At 70.8% G+C, this 18,546-nt stretch carries 18 protein-coding genes; 11 read left to right on the top strand and 7 right to left on the bottom strand.

What is annotated here, in order from left to right:
- Positions 1–91: 91 nt before the first annotated feature.
- The 4 genes from ABT114_RS22030 to ABT114_RS22015 form a co-directional block, all read right to left on the bottom strand.
- Positions 92–412 (bottom strand): FAD-dependent oxidoreductase, encoded by a 321-nt coding sequence (locus ABT114_RS22030; RefSeq protein WP_351144544.1) that lies wholly within the window; start codon positions 410–412, stop codon positions 92–94.
- A gap of 2 nt (positions 413–414) precedes the next feature.
- Entirely contained in the window at positions 415–2,466 is a 2,052-nt protein-coding gene (locus ABT114_RS22025) for a recombinase family protein (protein ID WP_351144499.1), read from the bottom strand.
- A 305-nt stretch (positions 2,467–2,771) separates the two neighbouring features.
- Complete coding sequence (locus ABT114_RS22020) at positions 2,772–4,043, bottom strand: flavin-containing monooxygenase (RefSeq protein ID WP_351144498.1); 1,272 nt, start codon at positions 4,041–4,043, stop codon at positions 2,772–2,774.
- Positions 4,044–4,311: 268 nt separating this feature from the next.
- The gene (locus tag ABT114_RS22015) at positions 4,312–5,919 is read right to left on the bottom strand and encodes a subtype B tannase (protein WP_351144543.1); all 1,608 of its coding nucleotides are present in this window, start codon (positions 5,917–5,919) and stop codon (positions 4,312–4,314) included.
- A gap of 287 nt (positions 5,920–6,206) precedes the next feature.
- Here ABT114_RS22015 and ABT114_RS22010 point away from each other — a divergent pair, with 287 nt between their 5' ends.
- The 4 genes from ABT114_RS22010 to ABT114_RS21995 all read left to right on the top strand — a co-directional run bounded on the left by ABT114_RS22010 (position 6,207) and on the right by ABT114_RS21995 (position 8,694).
- Complete coding sequence (locus ABT114_RS22010) at positions 6,207–6,659, top strand: DoxX family protein (protein WP_351144497.1); 453 nt, start codon at positions 6,207–6,209, stop codon at positions 6,657–6,659.
- Between the two features lie 56 nt (positions 6,660–6,715).
- Positions 6,716–7,126, top strand: a complete 411-nt coding sequence (locus ABT114_RS22005; protein WP_351144496.1) for a Zn-ribbon domain-containing OB-fold protein — start codon at positions 6,716–6,718, stop codon at positions 7,124–7,126.
- A gap of 102 nt (positions 7,127–7,228) precedes the next feature.
- Positions 7,229–7,831: a GNAT family N-acetyltransferase gene (locus tag ABT114_RS22000; protein WP_351144495.1), complete on the top strand. Its 603-nt coding sequence runs from the start codon at positions 7,229–7,231 to the stop codon at positions 7,829–7,831.
- Positions 7,828–8,694 carry a GNAT family N-acetyltransferase gene (locus ABT114_RS21995; protein ID WP_351144494.1) on the top strand — a complete coding sequence of 289 codons (867 nt, stop codon included), beginning with the start codon at positions 7,828–7,830 and terminating at the stop codon, positions 8,692–8,694. The genes ABT114_RS22000 and ABT114_RS21995 overlap by 4 nt, the downstream gene beginning before the upstream one ends.
- A 15-nt stretch (positions 8,695–8,709) precedes the next feature.
- Here the strand turns inward: ABT114_RS21995 and ABT114_RS21990 are convergent, their stop codons facing one another.
- Positions 8,710–9,381, bottom strand: coding sequence for a pyridoxine/pyridoxamine 5'-phosphate oxidase (locus ABT114_RS21990; RefSeq protein WP_351144493.1), 672 nt, complete (start codon positions 9,379–9,381; stop codon positions 8,710–8,712).
- 117 nt (positions 9,382–9,498) lie between these two features.
- On the opposite strand from ABT114_RS21990, the gene ABT114_RS21985 reads away from it, so the two are divergent.
- Genes ABT114_RS21985 through ABT114_RS21975 form a run of 3 tightly spaced genes read left to right on the top strand, consistent with a single transcriptional unit; the run spans position 9,499 to position 11,233 of the window.
- Positions 9,499–9,726 (top strand): Scr1 family TA system antitoxin-like transcriptional regulator, encoded by a 228-nt coding sequence (locus ABT114_RS21985; RefSeq protein WP_351144492.1) that lies wholly within the window; start codon positions 9,499–9,501, stop codon positions 9,724–9,726.
- A complete protein-coding gene (locus ABT114_RS21980; protein ID WP_351144491.1) occupies positions 9,723–9,908 on the top strand; it encodes a DUF397 domain-containing protein in 186 nt (61 codons plus the stop codon). Before ABT114_RS21985 ends, ABT114_RS21980 begins: the two co-directional genes overlap by 4 nt.
- Positions 9,905–11,233, top strand: a complete 1,329-nt coding sequence (locus tag ABT114_RS21975; protein WP_351144490.1) for a hypothetical protein — start codon at positions 9,905–9,907, stop codon at positions 11,231–11,233. The genes ABT114_RS21980 and ABT114_RS21975 overlap by 4 nt, the downstream gene beginning before the upstream one ends.
- Positions 11,234–11,423: 190 nt before the next feature.
- Here the strand turns inward: ABT114_RS21975 and ABT114_RS21970 are convergent, their stop codons facing one another.
- A complete protein-coding gene (locus ABT114_RS21970; protein WP_351144489.1) occupies positions 11,424–12,599 on the bottom strand; it encodes a thiolase C-terminal domain-containing protein in 1,176 nt (391 codons plus the stop codon).
- 114 nt (positions 12,600–12,713) lie between these two features.
- Between ABT114_RS21970 and ABT114_RS21965 the strand changes: the two genes are divergently transcribed.
- A complete protein-coding gene (locus ABT114_RS21965; protein WP_351144488.1) occupies positions 12,714–13,904 on the top strand; it encodes an acyl-CoA dehydrogenase family protein in 1,191 nt (396 codons plus the stop codon).
- 17 nt (positions 13,905–13,921) lie between these two features.
- Positions 13,922–14,377 (top strand): nitroreductase family deazaflavin-dependent oxidoreductase, encoded by a 456-nt coding sequence (locus ABT114_RS21960; protein WP_351144542.1) that lies wholly within the window; start codon positions 13,922–13,924, stop codon positions 14,375–14,377.
- 133 nt (positions 14,378–14,510) lie between these two features.
- Here ABT114_RS21960 and ABT114_RS21955 read toward each other — a convergent pair whose 3' ends face one another.
- Positions 14,511–15,146, bottom strand: a complete 636-nt coding sequence (locus tag ABT114_RS21955) for a TetR family transcriptional regulator (protein WP_351144541.1) — start codon at positions 15,144–15,146, stop codon at positions 14,511–14,513.
- A gap of 135 nt (positions 15,147–15,281) precedes the next feature.
- Here ABT114_RS21955 and kbpA point away from each other — a divergent pair, with 135 nt between their 5' ends.
- Together kbpA and ABT114_RS21945 are read left to right on the top strand one after the other, a co-directional pair.
- The gene (gene kbpA, locus ABT114_RS21950) at positions 15,282–16,016 is read left to right on the top strand and encodes an AfsK-binding protein KbpA (RefSeq protein WP_351144487.1); all 735 of its coding nucleotides are present in this window, start codon (positions 15,282–15,284) and stop codon (positions 16,014–16,016) included.
- Between the two features lie 179 nt (positions 16,017–16,195).
- Positions 16,196–18,541, top strand: coding sequence for an outer membrane protein assembly factor BamB family protein (locus tag ABT114_RS21945; protein ID WP_351144486.1), 2,346 nt, complete (start codon positions 16,196–16,198; stop codon positions 18,539–18,541).
- The last annotated feature ends 5 nt before the right edge of the window (positions 18,542–18,546 follow it).

Raw genomic sequence — 18,546 nt, 5'->3', positions numbered from 1 at the left:
GTGACAGCACAATTAACTGACGCTCTGTCAGATTACTGAACTGACAGAGCGTCAGGAACCGCTGTGCACGCAAAGAAGCAGATGCCCTGCCTTACGGCGCCGTGAGTACCTCCTTGGCGACCCGCTTCCCGGACCGCACCGCATCGTCCGTGTACCCGTTCCAGTACCCGGCCGTCTCCGTCCCCGCCCAGTGGATCCAGCCGAGCGGCTTGCGCAGGGCGGCCCTGTACTCCGTCAGCACACCCGGTGGGGCGTGCGCGACCGGACCGCCGCGCGAGAAGCCCTCGTTGTCCCAGCGCTGCAGCACGAAGGCGGTCGGGGACTTGGCCTTGTCGCCGAAGTGGGTGGCGTAGCCCTTCGGCTGCCCACCCGGCTGCGCATAACAGAGCGCGTATGTAAGAGAGTTGAGGATTCTTACGCCACCTTGCTCTTGCCGACGGCCTTCGCGATCTTCTCCGCGTCGATCGACAGTTCGCGGAGCATCCCGCTGATGGGGTTGCCTGATCCACCATCTGTAAGTTCCGTGAGGCCATCCTCCGTGGCTCCGATCAAGGCCAGGACACCCGAACGGATCTCACCCACCACATGCAGGCGCGGAATGGTCGGGTGGCGGTACGCCACGGTCCCCCGCTCGTCGGTGGTCAGATGCTTCATGAGGGCCTGCCACGCGCCGCTGCGGAACCAGACTCCCTGCCGTCGGCGGATCGCCTCTGCGTGACCCCAGGACTCAATCTCGGACCACTCCGCCCCGTGGCGAAGGCGATGGAGCATCCCGTTCAGGGCTTGCCGCAGGTCTAGGCTGGTCATCGAGAAGTGCCGGGGGCCGTGGTACTGAGCGATGACTTCCCGTGCTGCCTCCCACCGTGTCTTGCTGACGTCGGGCGGCACGAGCGTGCCGGTTTCGTGGTGCCAGGTAGTGACCGTGCAGCGGGATCCGGACCGCTTGACGAAGCGACCCTTCTCGGGGAGCACGGCGATGCGGAACATGTCGAAGATCTCGGCCTTCTCGGCCGCATCCAAGTTCGCCAGCCGTTCCCGGGAGGAGCGGGCGAGCAAGATGATGGCGTTCGCCCTGGCCCGTGTCTGCTCATACACGGACAGCCAGTGCTGCACCTCTTCGAGCTGCTTCATCCAGCCCTCGGCTTCCTCCCGCAGCTTCTTGACCGCTGCCGCAGCCACGGCTGGCTCCATGCCTGCCTTGATGTACTCAGGTACGGCGTCCTCGATCAGCTTCTCTTGCTTCTCGATGCTTGTGGCCAGGCGCTCCTGGCGCACCAGGTACTTGGCTGGGTCGCCAGGGAGAGAGACGACCTCGCGGTCTGCGAGAGCCCTCAGGCGGGCCTCGTCCGCAAGGAGCTCGGTCACCTTGGACCAGACAGCGTTTTCGATCTCGGTCGCATCCAGGCTCGTGCAACCGCAGCCCGACTTGTCAGAGCTGTTGCCCTGACAGCGGTAGGCACGCTGCCCCGTCCGCCCTCCTCCGACGTAGACCTGTCCGCAGTCGCTGGCAATGTGGCCGCTGAGGGCGTAGATCCGAGCGGGCTTACGGGGCTTGTTGATGGACCGCTTCTTGAGTACCGCCTTCAGCTCCTCGGCCCGGTCGGGGGTGAGGAGCTGCGGTACGGCGATACGTACGGGCTCGCCGTAGACCAGTGTGCCGTCCTCGTAGAGCTTTGTGGCCTTCTTGCGGTGGCCGCGGTTGGCCTTGCGGTAAGTGGTGTAGCCATCGAAGGTCTCCGAGTGCATGCGCTGGTAGAGGTTGGTGGCCGTCCACGGCTTGCCGCTGCGGGTGTACATCTCCAGCCGGTTCAGCTCGTCTGCAACCCCCTCGTAGCTCTTCTTGTCGTCGACAAGCAGGGCTACCGCTTTGAGAATGACGCGGGCCTCGACCTCACAGACGACGAGGAAGGAGCCCTTCCGGCCCTTGCCTTCGATCCGGTAGCCGTACGGGGCTGGGCCAGCGGGCCATCCGCCGTACTCGACTTTCTTGTTCCGGCCGTCCAGCGTCCGCTGGCGGATGCGGTTCCACTCCATCTCGGAGAAGAACACGTACTGCTGGAACATGGTCCAGCCCAGCTCGGTGCTGGTGTCGATGCGCTCCTCAACGGAGATGAAGTGGACGCCGATGTCCTGCATGCGCCAGGCCCAGTTGAAGGCAGCGCGGGCCGTACGGCCTACGCGGTCCACCTTCGGGACCACGATGCGGTTTGCTTTGCCTTCCAGGGCCCGCTCTTCCAGGCGGAGCATGGCCGGGCGGCGATCCAGACTGCCGCTGACACCGTCGTCGGAGAAGGCCTCCAGGATGGTGTGCCTGGTGTCTTCGGCCTCCCAGGCGCGCAGTTCATCGTCCTGGACGTCGAGCCCGTAGCCCTTGAGTTGCTCCTCCGTAGAGGCCCGCTTGTAGGCAAGGGCGATGATCTCCGTCCCTGTCGTGGCGGGGTTGGGGTCGCGCATAAGCTCAGTCATGTCAGTCCCTCCGTGACTGGCCAGACCCCGGGGTATGTGGCGTACCGCCGGGGTCATCCATCTGGCGCAGAGATTATGGGGTGGCACTGACAGCGAGCGGACCGAACGGGATTTTCAGCAGCCTCCGCCCCGATACGTCGTGGGGTTCGGCCACCACGTTCCAGGTCATCGCGATATCGATTCTTGGCGCCCGGTCGTCTTGAGAGGTGCTCTCGGCCGCCCGTCCTGCACGGGTTCTCGCTACGGGCGGGTTTCGGTTACGGCCCAGGGAGGGGCTACGTCAGAGGGAACTTCGGAGATCCTCGTCAGGAGGGGAGTCGCGAGACCTGTCGTCCGGTGTCCCTGAAGATCGCCTTCGCGATCTTCACCGCGTCGATCGACAGTTCGCGGAACATGCCGCTGATGGGATTGACGTAGCCGCTGAAAAAGAGGCCTGGGGCGTTGGCAGGGCAGCGGGCGCCGTGGACGACCGGCTTGCCGCGGGCGTCGAGCACGTCGAGGTGACCGACCAGGTCTTCGAGGGCGCGGACGTAGCCGGTGGCGGCGACGACGGCGTCCGGCGAGACCCGGCTGCCGTCGGCGAGGGCGACCTTGCCGTCCTCGAAGCCGTCGACGGCGGCCACGATCTCGACCTGTCCCTTGCGTACGGCGTCGATGAGGCCGACGTCCTGGACCGGGATCGCCCCCGCGGTGACCCGGCTGTAGAGGCCGGTGTCGGGGCGGGGCAGCCCGTGGGCCGACAGGTCCGGCACGCTGAGCCTGGCCATCGGCTTCGCCAGCCGGTCGACGAGCCCGACCGGCAGGCGCCGTACCAGCACGCCCGTGTACTGCGCGGCCCATCCGGCGGTGGAGCGGCGCACGATGTGCGGGGCCGTGCGGACGGACAGCCGCACCCGCGACGCCCCGCCCTCCACCAGGTCAACGGCGATCTCGGCGCCGGTGTTGCCGACCCCGACGACGAGGACGTCCCGGCCGGCGTAGGGCTTGGCGTTGCGGTACTCGCCGGCGTGCAGGAGCTCGCCGGTGTAGGTGTCGCGGCCCGGCCAGTCGGGGACGCGGGGCGTGTGGTTGTAGCCGGTGGCGACGACCACCGCGGCGCCGGTCAGCTCGCGGCCGCCGGTGGCGTGCAGCAGCCAGCCGGTGCCGTCGGGCGAGCGCTCGATGCGGGAGACCTCGACTCCGGTGACGATCTCCAGCTCGTGGTGCTCGGCGTACTTCTCCAGGTAGCGCACCACGTTGTCGCGCGACACCCAGCGCCCGAACCGGCGCGGCATCGGCAGCCCCGGCAGGGCGGACAGGCGCCGGGTGGTGTGCAGGTGCAGCCGGTCGTAGTGGCGCCGCCAGGACGCCCCGACCCGGTCGGACTTCTCCAGGACGACGGCGCGCAGGCCCTGGGCGCGCAGCGCGTATGCGGCGGCGAGGCCACCCGGGCCGCCGCCGACGACGTACACGGGGCGGTCGGTGGGGACCGCCGCCTGGTCCGCCGCGGGGGTCGCGGCCGGTGCGGAGTCCGCGCTGGCGGAGTCCGCGCTGTCGGTGGAGTCGGCGCTGGCAGTGGAGTCGGTGGAGTCGGCCATGAGCGCGAGCGTAATCACGCAGGGGGTTGATGGGTCTCGGTCAAGACCGGAATTGGTTGCGGATTGATCACGCCTGTAGGAGGGGTGGGTGGGGCTTGTGGCGTAGGCCGCCCGATGGTGGAGACGGGGTGTGGGCGGAAAGCTCGCGACGCCGGGCCCAGGTGCGTGTGGGCCCGGCGTCGCGGGTAAGCGGCGCCCGATCAGACAGACGGGAAGATCGGACGCCGCGCTCAGGGGAGGCAGGCGGGAACCGCCTGCCGTCTACCGGCTACTTGCCGCGCTTCTTGCCGGTACCCGCCACCTTGGCGATCCACTTGATGAAGTCGCCCGGGTCGGTGTTCGAGCCGTGGCCCTCGTCCCAGTAGTAGAGGTGGCTGACGTCGTCGCCGAGGCCGTTCGCGGCGGCGGCGATGTTGGCTGCCACCGTCAGCGAGGTGTCGGAGTCCTTGGTGCCGAGGCGGATCCACCAGTGCTTGCTGCGGTTCGGGTTGGCCTTCTCGACCAGGTGGTACATCGGGTTCATCAGCCGCAGCATCTCCGGGATGTCGCTGTCGAGCCGCTTGCTGGTGACGCCCGTGGTGTCATTCTTCAGGCTGTACGCCGTGAAGTGGCGGGCAATGGTGGTGCCCTTGCCGAACTCATTGTTTTCGCCCGCCGACAGGTCGAAGGCGTCGAAGGCCGGCGTGGTCTTCTTGCGGGCGCCCACGTGGGTGAGGAAGTCGGCCCAGGAGAAGGTGGCCTTGCCGCCGGACCAGGTGATGAAGGTGTTCGCGGCCAGGTAGGTGGCGCGGTCGGCGTCCGACAGGGCTGCGAGGTAGGTGGTGGCCGACGGCTCCAGGTACTGCTTGACCAGGTACTCGTCGTAGTTGCGGGCGTTGAGCGGGCCGAAGCCGTTCAGGCCGCGCAGCTTCAGGGAGGCCTGGTACTCGGCGAACTGCGACTGCAGCTCCTTCGACACCGTCTGGTCGACGACCTTGCTGGTGCTCGCCGTGACGTTCGTGCCCCAGTTCCACTCGTAGGCGCCGTCGGCGTGTTCGAGGTCGGTGATCGGGCACCAGGCGCCGGTCGCGAAGATCGCGTCGGACGCGTCGGCCGCGCCGAGCTCCTTGAGGTACTTGTCGTAGATCGGGCTGTCGCCGGACGCGCCGAGCAGCGAGGACAGGGCGCCGCCCGCGCTGGTGCCGGTGGAGAAGATCCGGTCGGTGTTGCCGGGGATGCGGCCCTTGTTGGCGCGCACGTACCGGACGGCGGCCTTGAGGTCGACGATCGCGGCCGGGGCGACGCCGTAGTACTCGCCGGCGGAGTTCTTCAGGGTGCGGCCGCGGGCGCCCGGCTCCACGACGACGTAACCCGCCGCCAGGCCCAGCTTGCCGAGGTTGACCATCGCGCCCATGCCGTTGACCATCGCGTTGCCGCCGGACTGCACCTCGCCCGTGCCGGTGCTGCTGGAGGCCGAGGCGCTGGGGGAGGCGCTCGCGCTGGTGCCGCCGGTGGGCGCGCCGGTCATCTCGCCACCGCCGACGCCGGTGGCCTCGGCCACGGTCGACGGCATGTAACCGCCGACCGAGTTGGCGAACACGATCGGCGCGTTGGTGGCGTCCACGGCCGTACCGTCGATCTCGACCGGCACGCTGACGTTCAGCGACTGGTAGGTGGCGTCGACCGGCTTGGCGACGTACGTGATCGCCTTCCAGAAGTGGTACGTCACGCTGTGGTCGGTGCCGTCGGCGTCCGTGATGGTGGTCGTGAGCTCGGTGTAGCCGTCCGGGTCGAAGGCCAGGGAGTCCGACGAGTTCGATGAGGTGTCGTCCGACGCCTGGGCGGTCAGAGCGATGCCACCGACTGCTGCGACACCTGCGGTCGCGCCGATGCCCATGACGACCGTCCTGCGCTTCACTGCCCTGTGCTTCACCTTGATGCCTCTTCCACTGTCAGCGGCTGCTCGGTATCTCGCCTTGCGCTTGCGAACGTAATTGGGTGCCAACGAAATCGTCAACAATTTCGCGGCATTCATCGTTGACGCACAGCTTCAGGGCGACCGCACAGGATTTTTCGGGGATCCCTTCGGCCGACGTCTTGCGGAAGCATCGGCCGTCCGCTGAACTGACATACCGTCAGATGGCGGTGGCGTGGCACGCGTCGGCGGGAGAGTGGATCCGGGACATGGACACGATCTGGCTCAGCGGGGCGGAATGGCTGGCGGTACTGCGGATCGGGCTCGGGCTGTGGTGGCTGGAGAGCTGGCGGCACAAGGACCGCAAGGACTGGTTCGAGCGCGGTACCGGGATCGAGTGGGCGGCGGGCGTCGCGGCGAAGCACCGATGGCACGCGGTCCGCTCCGGCTTCGAGACCGTGGTCGCGCCCAGACCACGCACGATGGCATACGTCGTCGTCTACGCGGAACTCGCCCTGGGCCTCGGCCTGATCGCGGGCTTCCTGACCCCCGTCGCCCTGGTCGGCGGGCTGCTGCTCAACGCTCTCTACTTCATCCTCATGATCCATGACTGGGCCGAGCAGGGGCAGAACTCGATGATGGGGCTGATCTCGGTGGTGGCCCTGTTCGGGATGTCGTGGCAGACGTGGTCACTGGACGGAGCGCTCGGATGGTTCCAATGACGCGGGGATGGCTCCAGTGACGAGGGGATGGTTCCAATGACGCGGGGTTGGTTCCAGTGAGCGGCGCCCCGCCCTACGACCTCCCCGAGCCGGACGCCTTCACGCGCACCTACTGGGAGGCGGCCGCACAGGGGCGCCTGCTGATCCGCCGCTGCGGGGCGTGCGCGCGGGCCCACCACTACCCCCGCGAGTTCTGCCCGCACTGCTGGAGCGACGACGTCACCTGGCATGAGGCGAGCGGCCGGGCCACGCTCTACACCTGGTCCGTCGTCCACCGCAACGACCTCCCGCCCTTCAGGGAGCGCACACCGTACGTCGCCGCCGTCGTCGACCTCGCCGAGGGCCCGCGGATGATGACCGAGGTCGTGGAGTGCGGGGAGAGTGAACTGCGGGCGGGGACGGAGCTGGAGGTCGCCTTCCGGGATGGGGTGCCGGTGTTCCGGACCAGACGCTCGAAGGCCCATTAAGTAGGTTTACATGCCCAATCCATTAGGTTTAAAGGCCCATCAGGGGCTCAAAGGTCGATTGACGAGCTGCCGACGCCCCGGCCCACCGGCTTCAATGGCTCGATGACCCACATAAGCGAGCGCCCCCTCGGCTCCCCCCTTCCCGAACTCCAAGGCCACGGACTGCGCCTGACCCACTGGCGCGCGGCGTACGCCGCCGACGTCGCGGCCTGGCTGCGCGGCATGTCCGACCCGGAGTTCCGGCGCTGGAACACCCCGCTCAGGTTCGTCACGGACCTCGACAGCGCCCGGGCCTCGCTGCGGGCCAAGGAGGCGTACGCGGCGGACGGCACCAGCGCGTCGTTCCGCATCACGGACGCGGCGAGCGGTACGACGCTGGGGCACGTCGGCGTCAACGCGATCAACCCCACCTTCCGCTCCGCCCGGGTCGGCTACTGGGTCCTGCCCGAGGCCCGCGGCCAGGGCATCGCCACCCGCGCCCTCGCCCTCGCCGCCCACTGGGCCCACACCGACCTCGACCTGCACCGACTGGAACTCGGCCACGTCCTGGGCCACGACGCCTCCTGCCGGATCGCCGAGCGGTGCGGCTTCCGCTACGAGGGCACGCTGCGGGGCGCGACGTTCGACGAGGGCCGCCACGACGCCTTCCGCGACACGCACCTGCACGCCCGCCTGTCGACCGACCCGGAGGCGGAACTGTCATGACGGGACACACATGGCGGTACGTCGACGGCGTGGACGCCTTCCTCGACCGCGCCGGAACCTTCCTGCACGCACGGCCCGCCCTGCACACGGTCTTCCTGACGGTGACCGAGGCACTGCGCACGCGGGGACCGTACGTCTACGGGGACGAAGCACCCGTCTTCGGCGTCCTGGAGGGGGAGAAGGGGGAGGTCGGGGCCGCGTTCTTCCGCACGCCACCGCAACGCCTGACCCTCACCCCGCTCACGAAAGAGCAGGCCGGGACACTCGCGCGGTGGTTCGCAGGGGCCGGCCACCCGGCACTACCCGGCGTCTCCGCGGACCAGGCCACCGCAGCCGCCTTCACGGAGGCGTGGCAGCACGCCACCGGCGCCACCGCCATGCTCCATCAGAGCAAACGCCTCTACCGCCTCGGCACCCTCACGCCCCCGAGGCCCGCCCCGCCCGGCCGCGCCAGGATCGCCACGGCCCGCGACCGCGACCACCTCGCCCGCCGGCACGTCGAGTTCGCCGAGTCGGTCGGCGCGGAGCCCCAGCGCGACCCGGGCGCCTGGGTGGACGCCCGCCTCGCCCACGACGGCCTCACCCTCTGGGAGACCCCCGACGGCACCCCCGTCTCTCTGGCGGGCGTGACCCCGCGGGTCGCCGGCCAGGTGCGCGTGGCCCCCGTCTACACCCCGGCGCCACTGCGCGGCCGGGGTTACGCGGGCGCCGTGACGGCCGAGGTCAGCCGGGTCGCGCAGACAGGGGGCGCCGGTGAGGTGCTGCTCTTCACCGACCTCGCGAACCCGACCAGCAACGGCCTCTACCAGCGGATCGGGTACGAGCCGGTGCGGGACTTCGCGGTGTACGACTTCGAGGGGTGAGGGCCGGACGTGGCCCTAGGGCCACAGCAGCTCCCTGACCCAGCCCGTGCCCCCGTCCTCCCGCCGGTACCGCAGCCGCACATGCCGCCGCCGCTCGTCCCCCTGGAAGAACTCCACCTCCTCCGGACGCAGACGGTAGAGCGTCCAGGTCGGGGATTCGGTGTCCGGTTCACGCCGGGCCAGCTCCCAGGCGTCCTCCGAGGCCCGCCTCAACTCCTCCACCGACCCCAGGACTTCGCTCTGCCGCCCGGTCAGCGCGGCGGCCAGGGCGCCGGTGGAGCGGGCGTGCAGGTCGGCCCGCGCCGCGGCGGGCGGGGCGACGGCGACCGGGCCGCGCACGCGCACCTGGCGGCCCTGGGCGGGCCAGTAGAAGCCGAGCGCGGCATACGGGCGGGCGGCGAGCTGGCGGCCCTTGCGGCTGCTCGCGTGCGTCGCGAAGGCCCAGCCGTCCGCGTCGGCGCCGTGCAGCATCACGGTCCGTACGTCCGGGCGGCCCTCCTCGTCGGAGGTCGCCAGCGACATGGTGTGCGGCTCGGTCTGTCCGGCCGCCACCACCTCCGCGAACCACGCCGTGAACAGGGCGAGGGGCTCGGCGGGCGCGGCGGCCGGGTCGAGCGGTGGCAGCTCGGTCACCTCCGGGTCCCACACCCGCAGTGACCTCAGCAGCTCGTGAAGATCCGTTCCCATGCCCCGAGTATCACTCCGCGCTCTGACAGAGCTGCGCCATCAGCACGCCGTGCTGCAGCTCCGCGTCCATGAACTCACCGACCTCGGGCGCGCCGCAGCGCACTGACGATCCAGGTGATGCCGACCGCGAGGCGCGTCCATGCGGGGCTGGTGGGACCGATGCAGCTGATGATCTCGGAGGAGGGGCGCAATCTGGTATACGCGGACGCGCAGGGCGGCGGTAGGTTGATCCACAAGCCGGAGCAGGTGAGTGATCTGGTCGACCTCTTCGGGATGCTGCGTGCCCAGGCGCTCGACCCAGAGGAGTCCGTGGAGCGCATCGAGAGGAAGGCGGGACAACGGTGAACACGACCGAACTGGCCTGGCTCAAGTCGAGCTACAGCAACGCCGAAGGCGAAGCCTGCCTCGAAATAGCCCCCCGCCCGGAAGCGGTCCACATCCGCGATTCCAAGAACCCGGAGTCAGACAGCCCCACCCTCGCCGTAACCCGCACCACCTGGACCGCCTTCCTCCGCACCGTCCGTTGAGACGCGTACCCGGCGCGTTCCTCACCCTCGCCCTGCTGCTCGGCGCGCTCGTCGCGTGCAGCGGCAGTGATGAGTCGATCTCCGCGCCCGAGGCCTTCTACGTCAACCCGTACGGCGCCAAGTCCGGCCCCAAGGACGTGGCGACCTACCGCCTCAGTGTCAAGGGCGGTGCGCCGGCCGGGACCGGGAAAGCCCACCGGCTGACCGTGGACGTGCCGCGGGGCTCGCAGGACGCCATCCGGCTGCGGGCCGGCAACGTGGACTGCAAGGGGAGCACCACGCACGTCACCTGCGATGTGGCGAGCAGGTCGATCAACTGGGACGGCTCGGAGCAGATCGTCCCGGTCGCCGCGAAGGGCAGCTCGGTGGGTGACGTGGGCTACGTCCACCTCACGTACGTCCGCGAGGATGGAAAGAAGCTCACCGCCCGAACGCGGGTCGTCGTCGGTTCGCCCATCGTGCAGCTGCGCACCCTCACGTTCAAGGATGTTCAGCCGGGATCCGACGTGACCGCCCCGGTGGTCGTCCGCAACGTCGGGGAGATGCCCGTCAAAGGCCTGGGGCTGCTGTTCGACCGCGGCAACCTGGAGTTCCGGGAGCGGTACTCCAACTGCCGCTATCCGACGCTGATGAGCACCCGCAGTGCCGTGTGCCGCTTCCCGGACGTGCGGATCGATCCGGGGGAGGCGGTCGTGATCCGTCCGGCCGTGCGGCTGCGTGCTTCGAAGACGGAGATGTACGACACCTTCTACCGGGGGGCGTGGGCGCTGGACGCGGGGACGGGCCCGCACAGCGTGGCCTTCGAGGGCGGTGACTCCGGCGACGGTCCGGCCCTCGAGGCGTTTCCGGCTCAGCCGACTGATCTGAAGGGCGGCACCTGGGCCGAGGGCAACAACATTTCCAGTGCCGTGCACCTCGACACCCACGCCGACTTCGAGGTCTCCGGGGCCGATCTGCACGGCTCCCCCGGCACCAAGCGCACCCTGCGCCTGACCGTACGCAACGACGGCCCCGGCAACCCGGGCCGCTCCACACAGCTGGTGTTCAGTCCCCCCTTGGACGTGGGCGTGCTCAAGCAGCCCATGGACGAGTACGACGACGGCGCCTACGAGCCCTACTGCAAGTCGAACGGCTTCGCGTACACCTGTGACGTGGGTGAACTGGCCCCGGGAAAGTCCCGCACCTTCGAGTTCACCCTGCGCCTCGGCGAGCCGGGGGAGGGGAGTGTGACCCTCCAGGACACCGAGCAGGCAACCAAGCTGGGCACCGTCAGCCGCGACCCGAACCCGCTCAACGACACGGCGTCCGTCACGGTCGGCCCCTAGGGCGTGTTTCGAAAGTCCCGTCTGGCCCGTGACGCCTGGCACGGCGCCTCGCCGCGTTGTCGGGATCGTCCGCGTACGCCCAGTACGCGGACGACCCTCCGCCTTGCGATGCACCGCACCAGACGCCGCGGGCCCCGCCCTTCGGGCGGACGACGCTACTTTCGAAACACGCCCTAGCGCCCGCGCCGCCTCACCCCCGTCCCAGCACCACCGTCCCCGACGAACAGAACCAGCCCCCCGTGCCGGAGGCGACTGCCAGCCGCGGCAGTTCGCCGTCCCGCCGTCGTACTTGGCGCGCTCCTGCCTCCCCCCGCAGCTGCCGTACCGCCTCCACCAGCAGAAACAGCCCCCGCATCCCCGGATGCTGAGCCGACAGTCCACCCCCGTCCGTGTTCACCGGCAGCCCACCGCCCTCCACCAGCAACCGCCCCTTCTCCACGAACGCCCCGCCCTCGCCCTTCCCGCAGAAGCCGAGGTCCTCCAGGGTCACCAGCGTCATGTAGGTGAAGGCGTCGTAGATCTCCGCGAAGTCGATCTCCTCCGGCCGCACCCCCGCCCGTTCGAAGGCGAGCCGTCCGCTCACCGCCGCCGGGGACACCGTGAAGTCGGGCCATTCCGACATGGCGGCGTGGGAGACGTGCTCCCCGGTGCCGAGGATCCACACGGGGGTCGTACGGCAGTCCCGTACGTACTCCTCGGCGGCGAGCAGGACCGCCGCCCCGCCGTCGGACCGTATGCAGCAGTGCAGCTTGGTGAACGGGTCGGCGATCATCGGGCCGGACAGGACGTCGTCCACGGTGATCGGGTCGCGGAACATCGCCTCCGGGTTCAGGGCGGCGTTCGCCCGGGCCTGGACCGCGATCTCCGCCAACTGTTCGATCGTCGTGCCGTGTTCGAGCATGTGACGGCGGGCGGCCATGGCGTACTTGGCGATGAGGGTGTGGCCGTAGGGCACCTCGAACTGGAGCGGGCCGCGCGCGCCGAAGGAGAGGTCGCCGGTGCGGCGGCCGGCCCTGATGTCGGCGCGGGCGGTCGAGCCGTAGACGAGGAGGACGGCCTTGGCGTGGCCCGCGGCGATCGCGTCCGCCGCGTGGGCCGCCATGACCTCCCAGGTGGAGCCGCCCACGGCGGTGGAGTCGACCCAGGTGGGGCGCAGGCCCAGGTACTCGGCCACCTCCACGGGGGCGAGGGTGCCCGTGCCCGCCGACGCGAAGCCGTCGACGAGCGAGCGGTCCAGGCCCGCGTCGGCGAGGGCGCGGCGGGCCGCCTGGGCGTGCAGGGTGTACGGGGTCGCGTCGTCCACGCGGCCGCAGGAAGAGAGCGCCACACCGACGACGGCTGCTTTCCGGGTCCCTGGTGATGACATGAATCTGACGGTATATCAGATTCGGTGCGGGCGTCAGGCGTCCCGCCTCTGGGCATCCGTACGCACCCGCCCTAACATGACGGGCCGTCAGATCGGGAAACGAGGGGTGCCCCCATGGACGCCGGCTTCACCGCAGAACAGGACGACATCCGCCGCACCCTCCGCGAGCTGCTGCGCAAACGCTGCGGACCGGAGGAGGTGCGGGCCGCCGTCGACAGTCCCGCCGGGCACGACCCCGGCCTCTGGACCGCCCTGGCCGCCCGGCTCGGTCTGCCCGGGCTCGCCCTCCCGGAGCGGTACGGCGGTGTCGGCTGCCCCGTCACCGACCTCGCGCTCGCCTGCGAGGAGACGGGTCGCTTCCTGGCCCCCTCCCCGCTGCTGGCCACCGCCGCCCTCGCCGCCCCGCTCCTGCTCGCCCTCGGCACCGACGCCCAGCGCGCCGAGCTGCTGCCCCGGATCGCCGCCGGCACCCTGACCGCCGCCCTCGCCGTACCCGGCGCCGGCCTCGCCACCGCCCTCGCGCTGACCGGCACAAACGGCGGCGACTGGGCCGGGGGCGGCCGGGCCGGCGGAGTGCAGGCCCGGCGCGCCGACGGGCGGTGGCGGTTGTACGGGCAGGTCGACCAGGTCCTCGACGGGCACAGCGCCGCACTCCTCGTCGTCGCCGCCCACACCGGCGGGTTCGCCCGCTCGCGCACCCTGCTGTTCCTCGTGCCCGGCGACGCGTCCGGGCTGGTGCGCGTGCGGCAGACCGCGGTGGACGCCACGAGGCCGCGGGCGCGCCTCCAACTGCGGGACACCGAAGCCGCGTTGCTCGGTGACGACGACCGGGCGGACGTCCTCGCCGCCCTCGCTGCCGTCGGCGACACCGCCGCCGCCGTCCTCGCCTGCGAGGCCGTCGGGGCCGCCGACCGGGCGCTGGAACGGACCGTGGAGTACGTCGGCCGGCGTGAACAGTTCGGACGGGCGATCGGCTCCTTCCAGGCGGTGAAGCACCGGCTGGCCGACGTGTACGTCCAGGTGCAGGCGGCGCGCTCGGCCGCGTACTACGCCGCCTGGGGGGCGGCTGGCCACGGGGAGCGGGTGGGCGGCCTCGCCCTCGCGCAGGCCCTGGAGGCGCTGCGGACCGCCGCCGCCGAGGGCATTCAGCTGCACGGCGGCATCGGTTTCACCTGGGAGCACGAGGCTCACCTGTATTTCAAGCGGGCCGCCGGTGACGAACTGCTGTTCGGTCCGGTGCACCGCCTGCGGGCGCACGCCGCGGAAACGGCGCGTCTCTTCGAGGAGAGGGAGGTGGCGGTGTGATCACCGTCGGTGTGCGCATGGTGCAGAGGGTGTCCTCCACCCGGGGCTTCGCGAAGGTCGCCCCGCACGTCATCCCCGCGCTGGACCGTGCCGTCCACCGCCTCACCCGCGGAAAGGTGCTGCTCAGCGCACAGATGCTGCCGGGCGTGATCCTGACCTCGACCGGCGCGCGCAGTGGACTGCCCCGGCGCACCCCGCTGGCGTGCATGCCGGAGGACGGCGGCCGCGGCTGGCTTCTGATCGGCTCCAACTTCGGCCGGTCCGGCCACCCGTCCTGGACCCACAACCTCCTCGCCCACCCCGACGCCGAGGTCAGCTGGAAGGGCGAGGACCTCCCGGTCACGGCCCGGCTGCTGGAGGGCGAGGAGCGGGCGGCGGCCTGGCAGTCGGCACTGGCGTTCTGGCCGCCGTACGCGACCTACCAGGCGCGGGTGGAACGGGAGATACGGCTCTTCAGGATCGTACGGAAGTGATCGTCGAGAGCGTGCGGACATGGCGGCAGGCGGTGGTTCACCCGGGCGGACCGGGTGAACCACCGCCTGCCTGACAGGACTTGGGGTCTAAGGGGATCTACGGGTATTTACGGGGATCCAAAACGCGCCCGGGCTATTTCGTCGGCTTCTTGCCGGTCACGCCCAGGTGCACCAACAGGGCGAGGTTCGGCTTGAGTTCGGCCTGCTTGACGCCCCAGGTCTGGAAGCCCTTCTGGTGGGCGGCGACCGCCGCGAGCATCGCGACCAGCGAGCCGGCGACCGCGGCAGGGTTCACGTCCTTGTCGACCCTGCCCTTGGACTGCAACTCGGCGACGGCGTCCGAGATGGAGTTGTTCACCGAGTTCAGGATCTTCATGCGGAGCTTGTAGAACCGCTTGTCGCCCTCGGCGGCCCCGAGGTCGACGACCCTGAGGATCGCGTCGTTGCGGCGCCAGAACTCCAGGAACCCGTCGACGAGTTCCTGCGCGGTCTGCCAGCCCGCCTTGCCGACCCAGGAGCGTCCGGCGACCAGATCGGTCAACTCGGCACCCTCGGCGGCCATTTGTTCGGCGATCTCCAGGACGGCGCCCTCGACGTCCGGGAAGTACTGGTAGAAGGTGGCGGGCGAAGTGCCCGCCTTCCGGGCGACATCGATGACTTTGACGTCCCGATACGGGGAGGAGCTGAGCATCTCGCTGAGGCAGTCGAGCAGCTTCTGCCGGGTCGCCTGCCCACGCCGGCCGGCCACGCGGCCGTCGACGGTACGCACTTGTCCTGTCATGCCGTCAGCTTACCGAGGGGTGATCGGAGCGCGATTCGGCCGACTGCAAATGGGGTGCACGGGGGTGGAGAGGGCGGTGTGCCTGGTCCTGCGGGGTGCCCGAGGCGCCGTTACTTTGGCGGTATGGCCGAAAACAGGGCATCGGGGTACGGAGAGGACGTCCGGGAGGGCGTCCCCTGCTGGGTGGACGCGCAGCTTCCCGACGTGGAGGCGGGCAGGCGGTTCTACGGTGAGCTCTTCGGGTGGACGTTCGAGGAGGCGTACGGCACCTCCGTATGGGCCCGCAAGGACGGTGAGACCGTCGCCGCGCTCGCGCACAAGACGGACGGCCGTATGCCCACCGTCTGGACGGTCTACTTCGCGACCCCGGACGCCGAGGCGCTGGTCCGGCGCGTCCGGGATGCCGACGGGCAGGTCGTCACGCCGCCCGAGCCGGTCGACGGCCTGGGCGTCGCCGCCCTCGTCGCCGACCCCGAGGGTGCGGTCTTCGGCCTCTGGCAACCCGGCACCCACCCGGGTTTCGCAACGCGCCACGAGCCCGGCACCTTCGCCTGGGCCCAGCTCTACGCCCGCGACACCGCTGCCGCCAACGCCTTCTACGGCGGCCTCTTCCACGACGCCCTCTTCGGCCGGGACGCCGAGCCCGACTTCGGCCGCGCCCCCGTCACCGACCTCTTCCCGGCCGAGATGCCGCCCCACTTCCTCGTCCACTTCCGGGTCGAGGACTGCGCGGCCGCACTCGCCGCCGTCAACCGGCTCGGCGGCCGGATCCAGGCGGGTCCCTTCGCCGCTTCGTACGGCACCGTGGCCGTTGTCACCGACAATCAGGGGGCGTCGTTCGCGCTACTGGAGCGCTGATCACCACATGTTTATCCCGATATCGTGCGAGACACCCCGATTGTCACCGGGTTCGCAACCTGGTGCCCGGCCAGGAAGAATCAGGGTGCGTGCCGTCATGACGGTGCGGTGGTGAGACGCTGCACGGGGTCGCGTACACACGTGGGTGGCGCGGCCCGTACGGGGAGGTGGCAGGGCAAGTGGTGGATCAGCTGACGCAGCACGATCCGCGGCGTATCGGGCCGTTCGAGGTGCTGGGGCGGCTGGGTGCCGGCGGCATGGGGCTGGTCTATCTCGCCCGCTCGGCGTCCGGCCGGCGCGTGGCGATCAAGACGGTCCGTACGGAGCTCGCCGAGGACCAGCTTTTCCGCGTCCGCTTCACGCGCGAGGTGGAGGCGGCCCGGGCCGTCTCCGGCTTCTACACGGCCGCGGTCGTCGACGCCGACCCGCGCGCCGCGGTGCCGTGGCTGGCCACCGCGTACGTCCCCGCGCCCTCCCTCGAGGAGATAGTGAACGACTGCGGGCCGCTCCCGGCCCAGGCGGTGCGCTGGCTGGCGGCGGGTGTCGCGGAGGCGCTCCAGTCCATCCACGGCGCCGGGCTCGTCCACCGCGACCTCAAGCCCTCGAACGTCCTTGTGGTCGAGGACGGCCCCCGGGTGATCGACTTCGGTATCGCCTCCGGCGTATCGAACACACGTTTGACGATGACGAACGTGGCTGTCGGCACGCCCGCCTACATGTCCCCCGAGCAGGCGAAGGACTCCCGCAGCGTCACCGGCGCCAGCGACGTGTTCTCGCTGGGCTCGATGCTGGTCTTCGCCGCCACCGGACATCCGCCCTTCCACGGTGCCAACCCCGTCGAGACCGTGTTCATGCTGCTGCGCGAGGGCCCCGACCTCGAAGGCCTCCCGGAGGAGCTGCGCCCGCTCATCGAGTCCTGCATGCAGATGGAGGCGACGGGCCGCCCGAACCCCGCCGACCTCCAGGCCCAGCTGGCCCCGCACCTCTTCGGCTCCGGCTCCGACGACAGCGGTACCGCGTCCGCGTGGCTGCCCGAGAAGGCGGTGGCGCTCATCGAGTCCCGCCGCGGCAGCCGCCCGCCGGTGAAACCGGCGTCGACCGGTCCCCGCAGCGGCGCCCGGGCCCCCGTGCCGCCCCCGCCTTCCCACGACCCCGTCATCCCGCCGCCGCCCGTGCCGGCCCCCATGGGCGCCCCCGACACCGGACCCGTGCGGCTGGCCGGCGCGGCGGTGCCGATCGGGCCCGGCCCGCGCGTCGCCGACGCCCGCGCCGCCGCCGTCAAGGCGCCCCCGCCGGAGGCCGGCCTGGTCGCCTCCTGGGCCAAGCCCCGCCCCGGCGTCAACGGCGCCGACCCCGCCGTACCCGCGCCGCCCCCGGCACCCCCGGAGGCGGCGGCCGGCTGGCGCCCCTGGCGGTTCCGCATGTCGAACGACGTGTGGGGCACCCCGGCGGTCGACGGCGACCTCGTCTACGTCACCTCGTTCGAGGTGCACGCCCTGGACGTGGCGACCGGCCGCCGCCGCTTCAAGACCCGGGACGTGGCCTGGTCGATGGCGGTCGCGGACGGCCGTATCCACGCCTCCGACGGGCCCACCCTGTTCGCGCTGGAGGCCCGCGAGGGCGGCGACCTGTGGCGGCTGTCCACGGATGCCTGGGTGTACTCCCTGAAGGCCGACCGGGGCACGGTCGTCACCGGTACGCGCGGCGGCGGCGTCCAGGCCTGGGAGGCCTCCAACGGCCAGAAGCTGTGGGAGATCAGCGGCTGCCAGAGCGACTTCGAGTCCCCGGAGGCGGGCCCCGCCGTCCACGACGGCACGGTGTACGTCTGGCAGGACGCCCGGCTGCGCGCCCTGGACGCCCGCACGGGCGACGAGCGCTGGTCGTACCCGATCGGCGACGCCGCCTCCTGCGGCGGAGTGCCGGTCCGCGTCACCCGCGCCCAGGACGGCTACGTGTACCTCTCCGCGGGCACCCGCGTCCTGGCCGTCGACGTGTCCACCGGGATGGTGCGCTGGCACTTCGAGGCCCCGGCCGTCTTCCTCTCCCCGCCCACCTTCGTGCCGGGCCCCGCGGTGACGGGCGGCGGGGTGTACCTGGCCGACTACCTCGGCACGGTGTACGCCCTCGACGCCGCCGACGGCCGCGACCGCTGGCGCATCGCCACCGAGGCCCGGTCGTCCGTCGAGCCGGTGCTGGTGGCCGCGGGCCACGTCCACGTCGGCAGCGGCAAGGGCCTCTACACCCTGGACGCCGTCACCGGCACGCCCAAGTGGCGCTTCCAGGCGGGCGGCGACATCGTGGGCGCCCCCGCGGTGGCCGAGGGCCGTATCCACTTCGGCTCCACCGACCACCTGCTCTACACCCTGAAGGCCGACGACGGCCGACTGCGGTGGAAACTGGCGACGGGCGGCGAGATCACCGGATCGCCGGTGGTGAAGGACGGCGTCGTGTACGCGTGCAGCAAGGACCGCTGTGTGTACGCGCTGGACGCGGAGAAGGGGACGGGGACGGCACGCACGGCGTAGGGGTG

It is taken from the genome of Streptomyces sp. NPDC002088 (assembly GCF_040296605.1).
GTDB lineage: Bacteria > Actinomycetota > Actinomycetes > Streptomycetales > Streptomycetaceae > Streptomyces.
The sequence above is the reverse complement of the archived record's forward strand: the minus strand, read 5'-3'. Positions and strand labels throughout refer to the sequence as shown.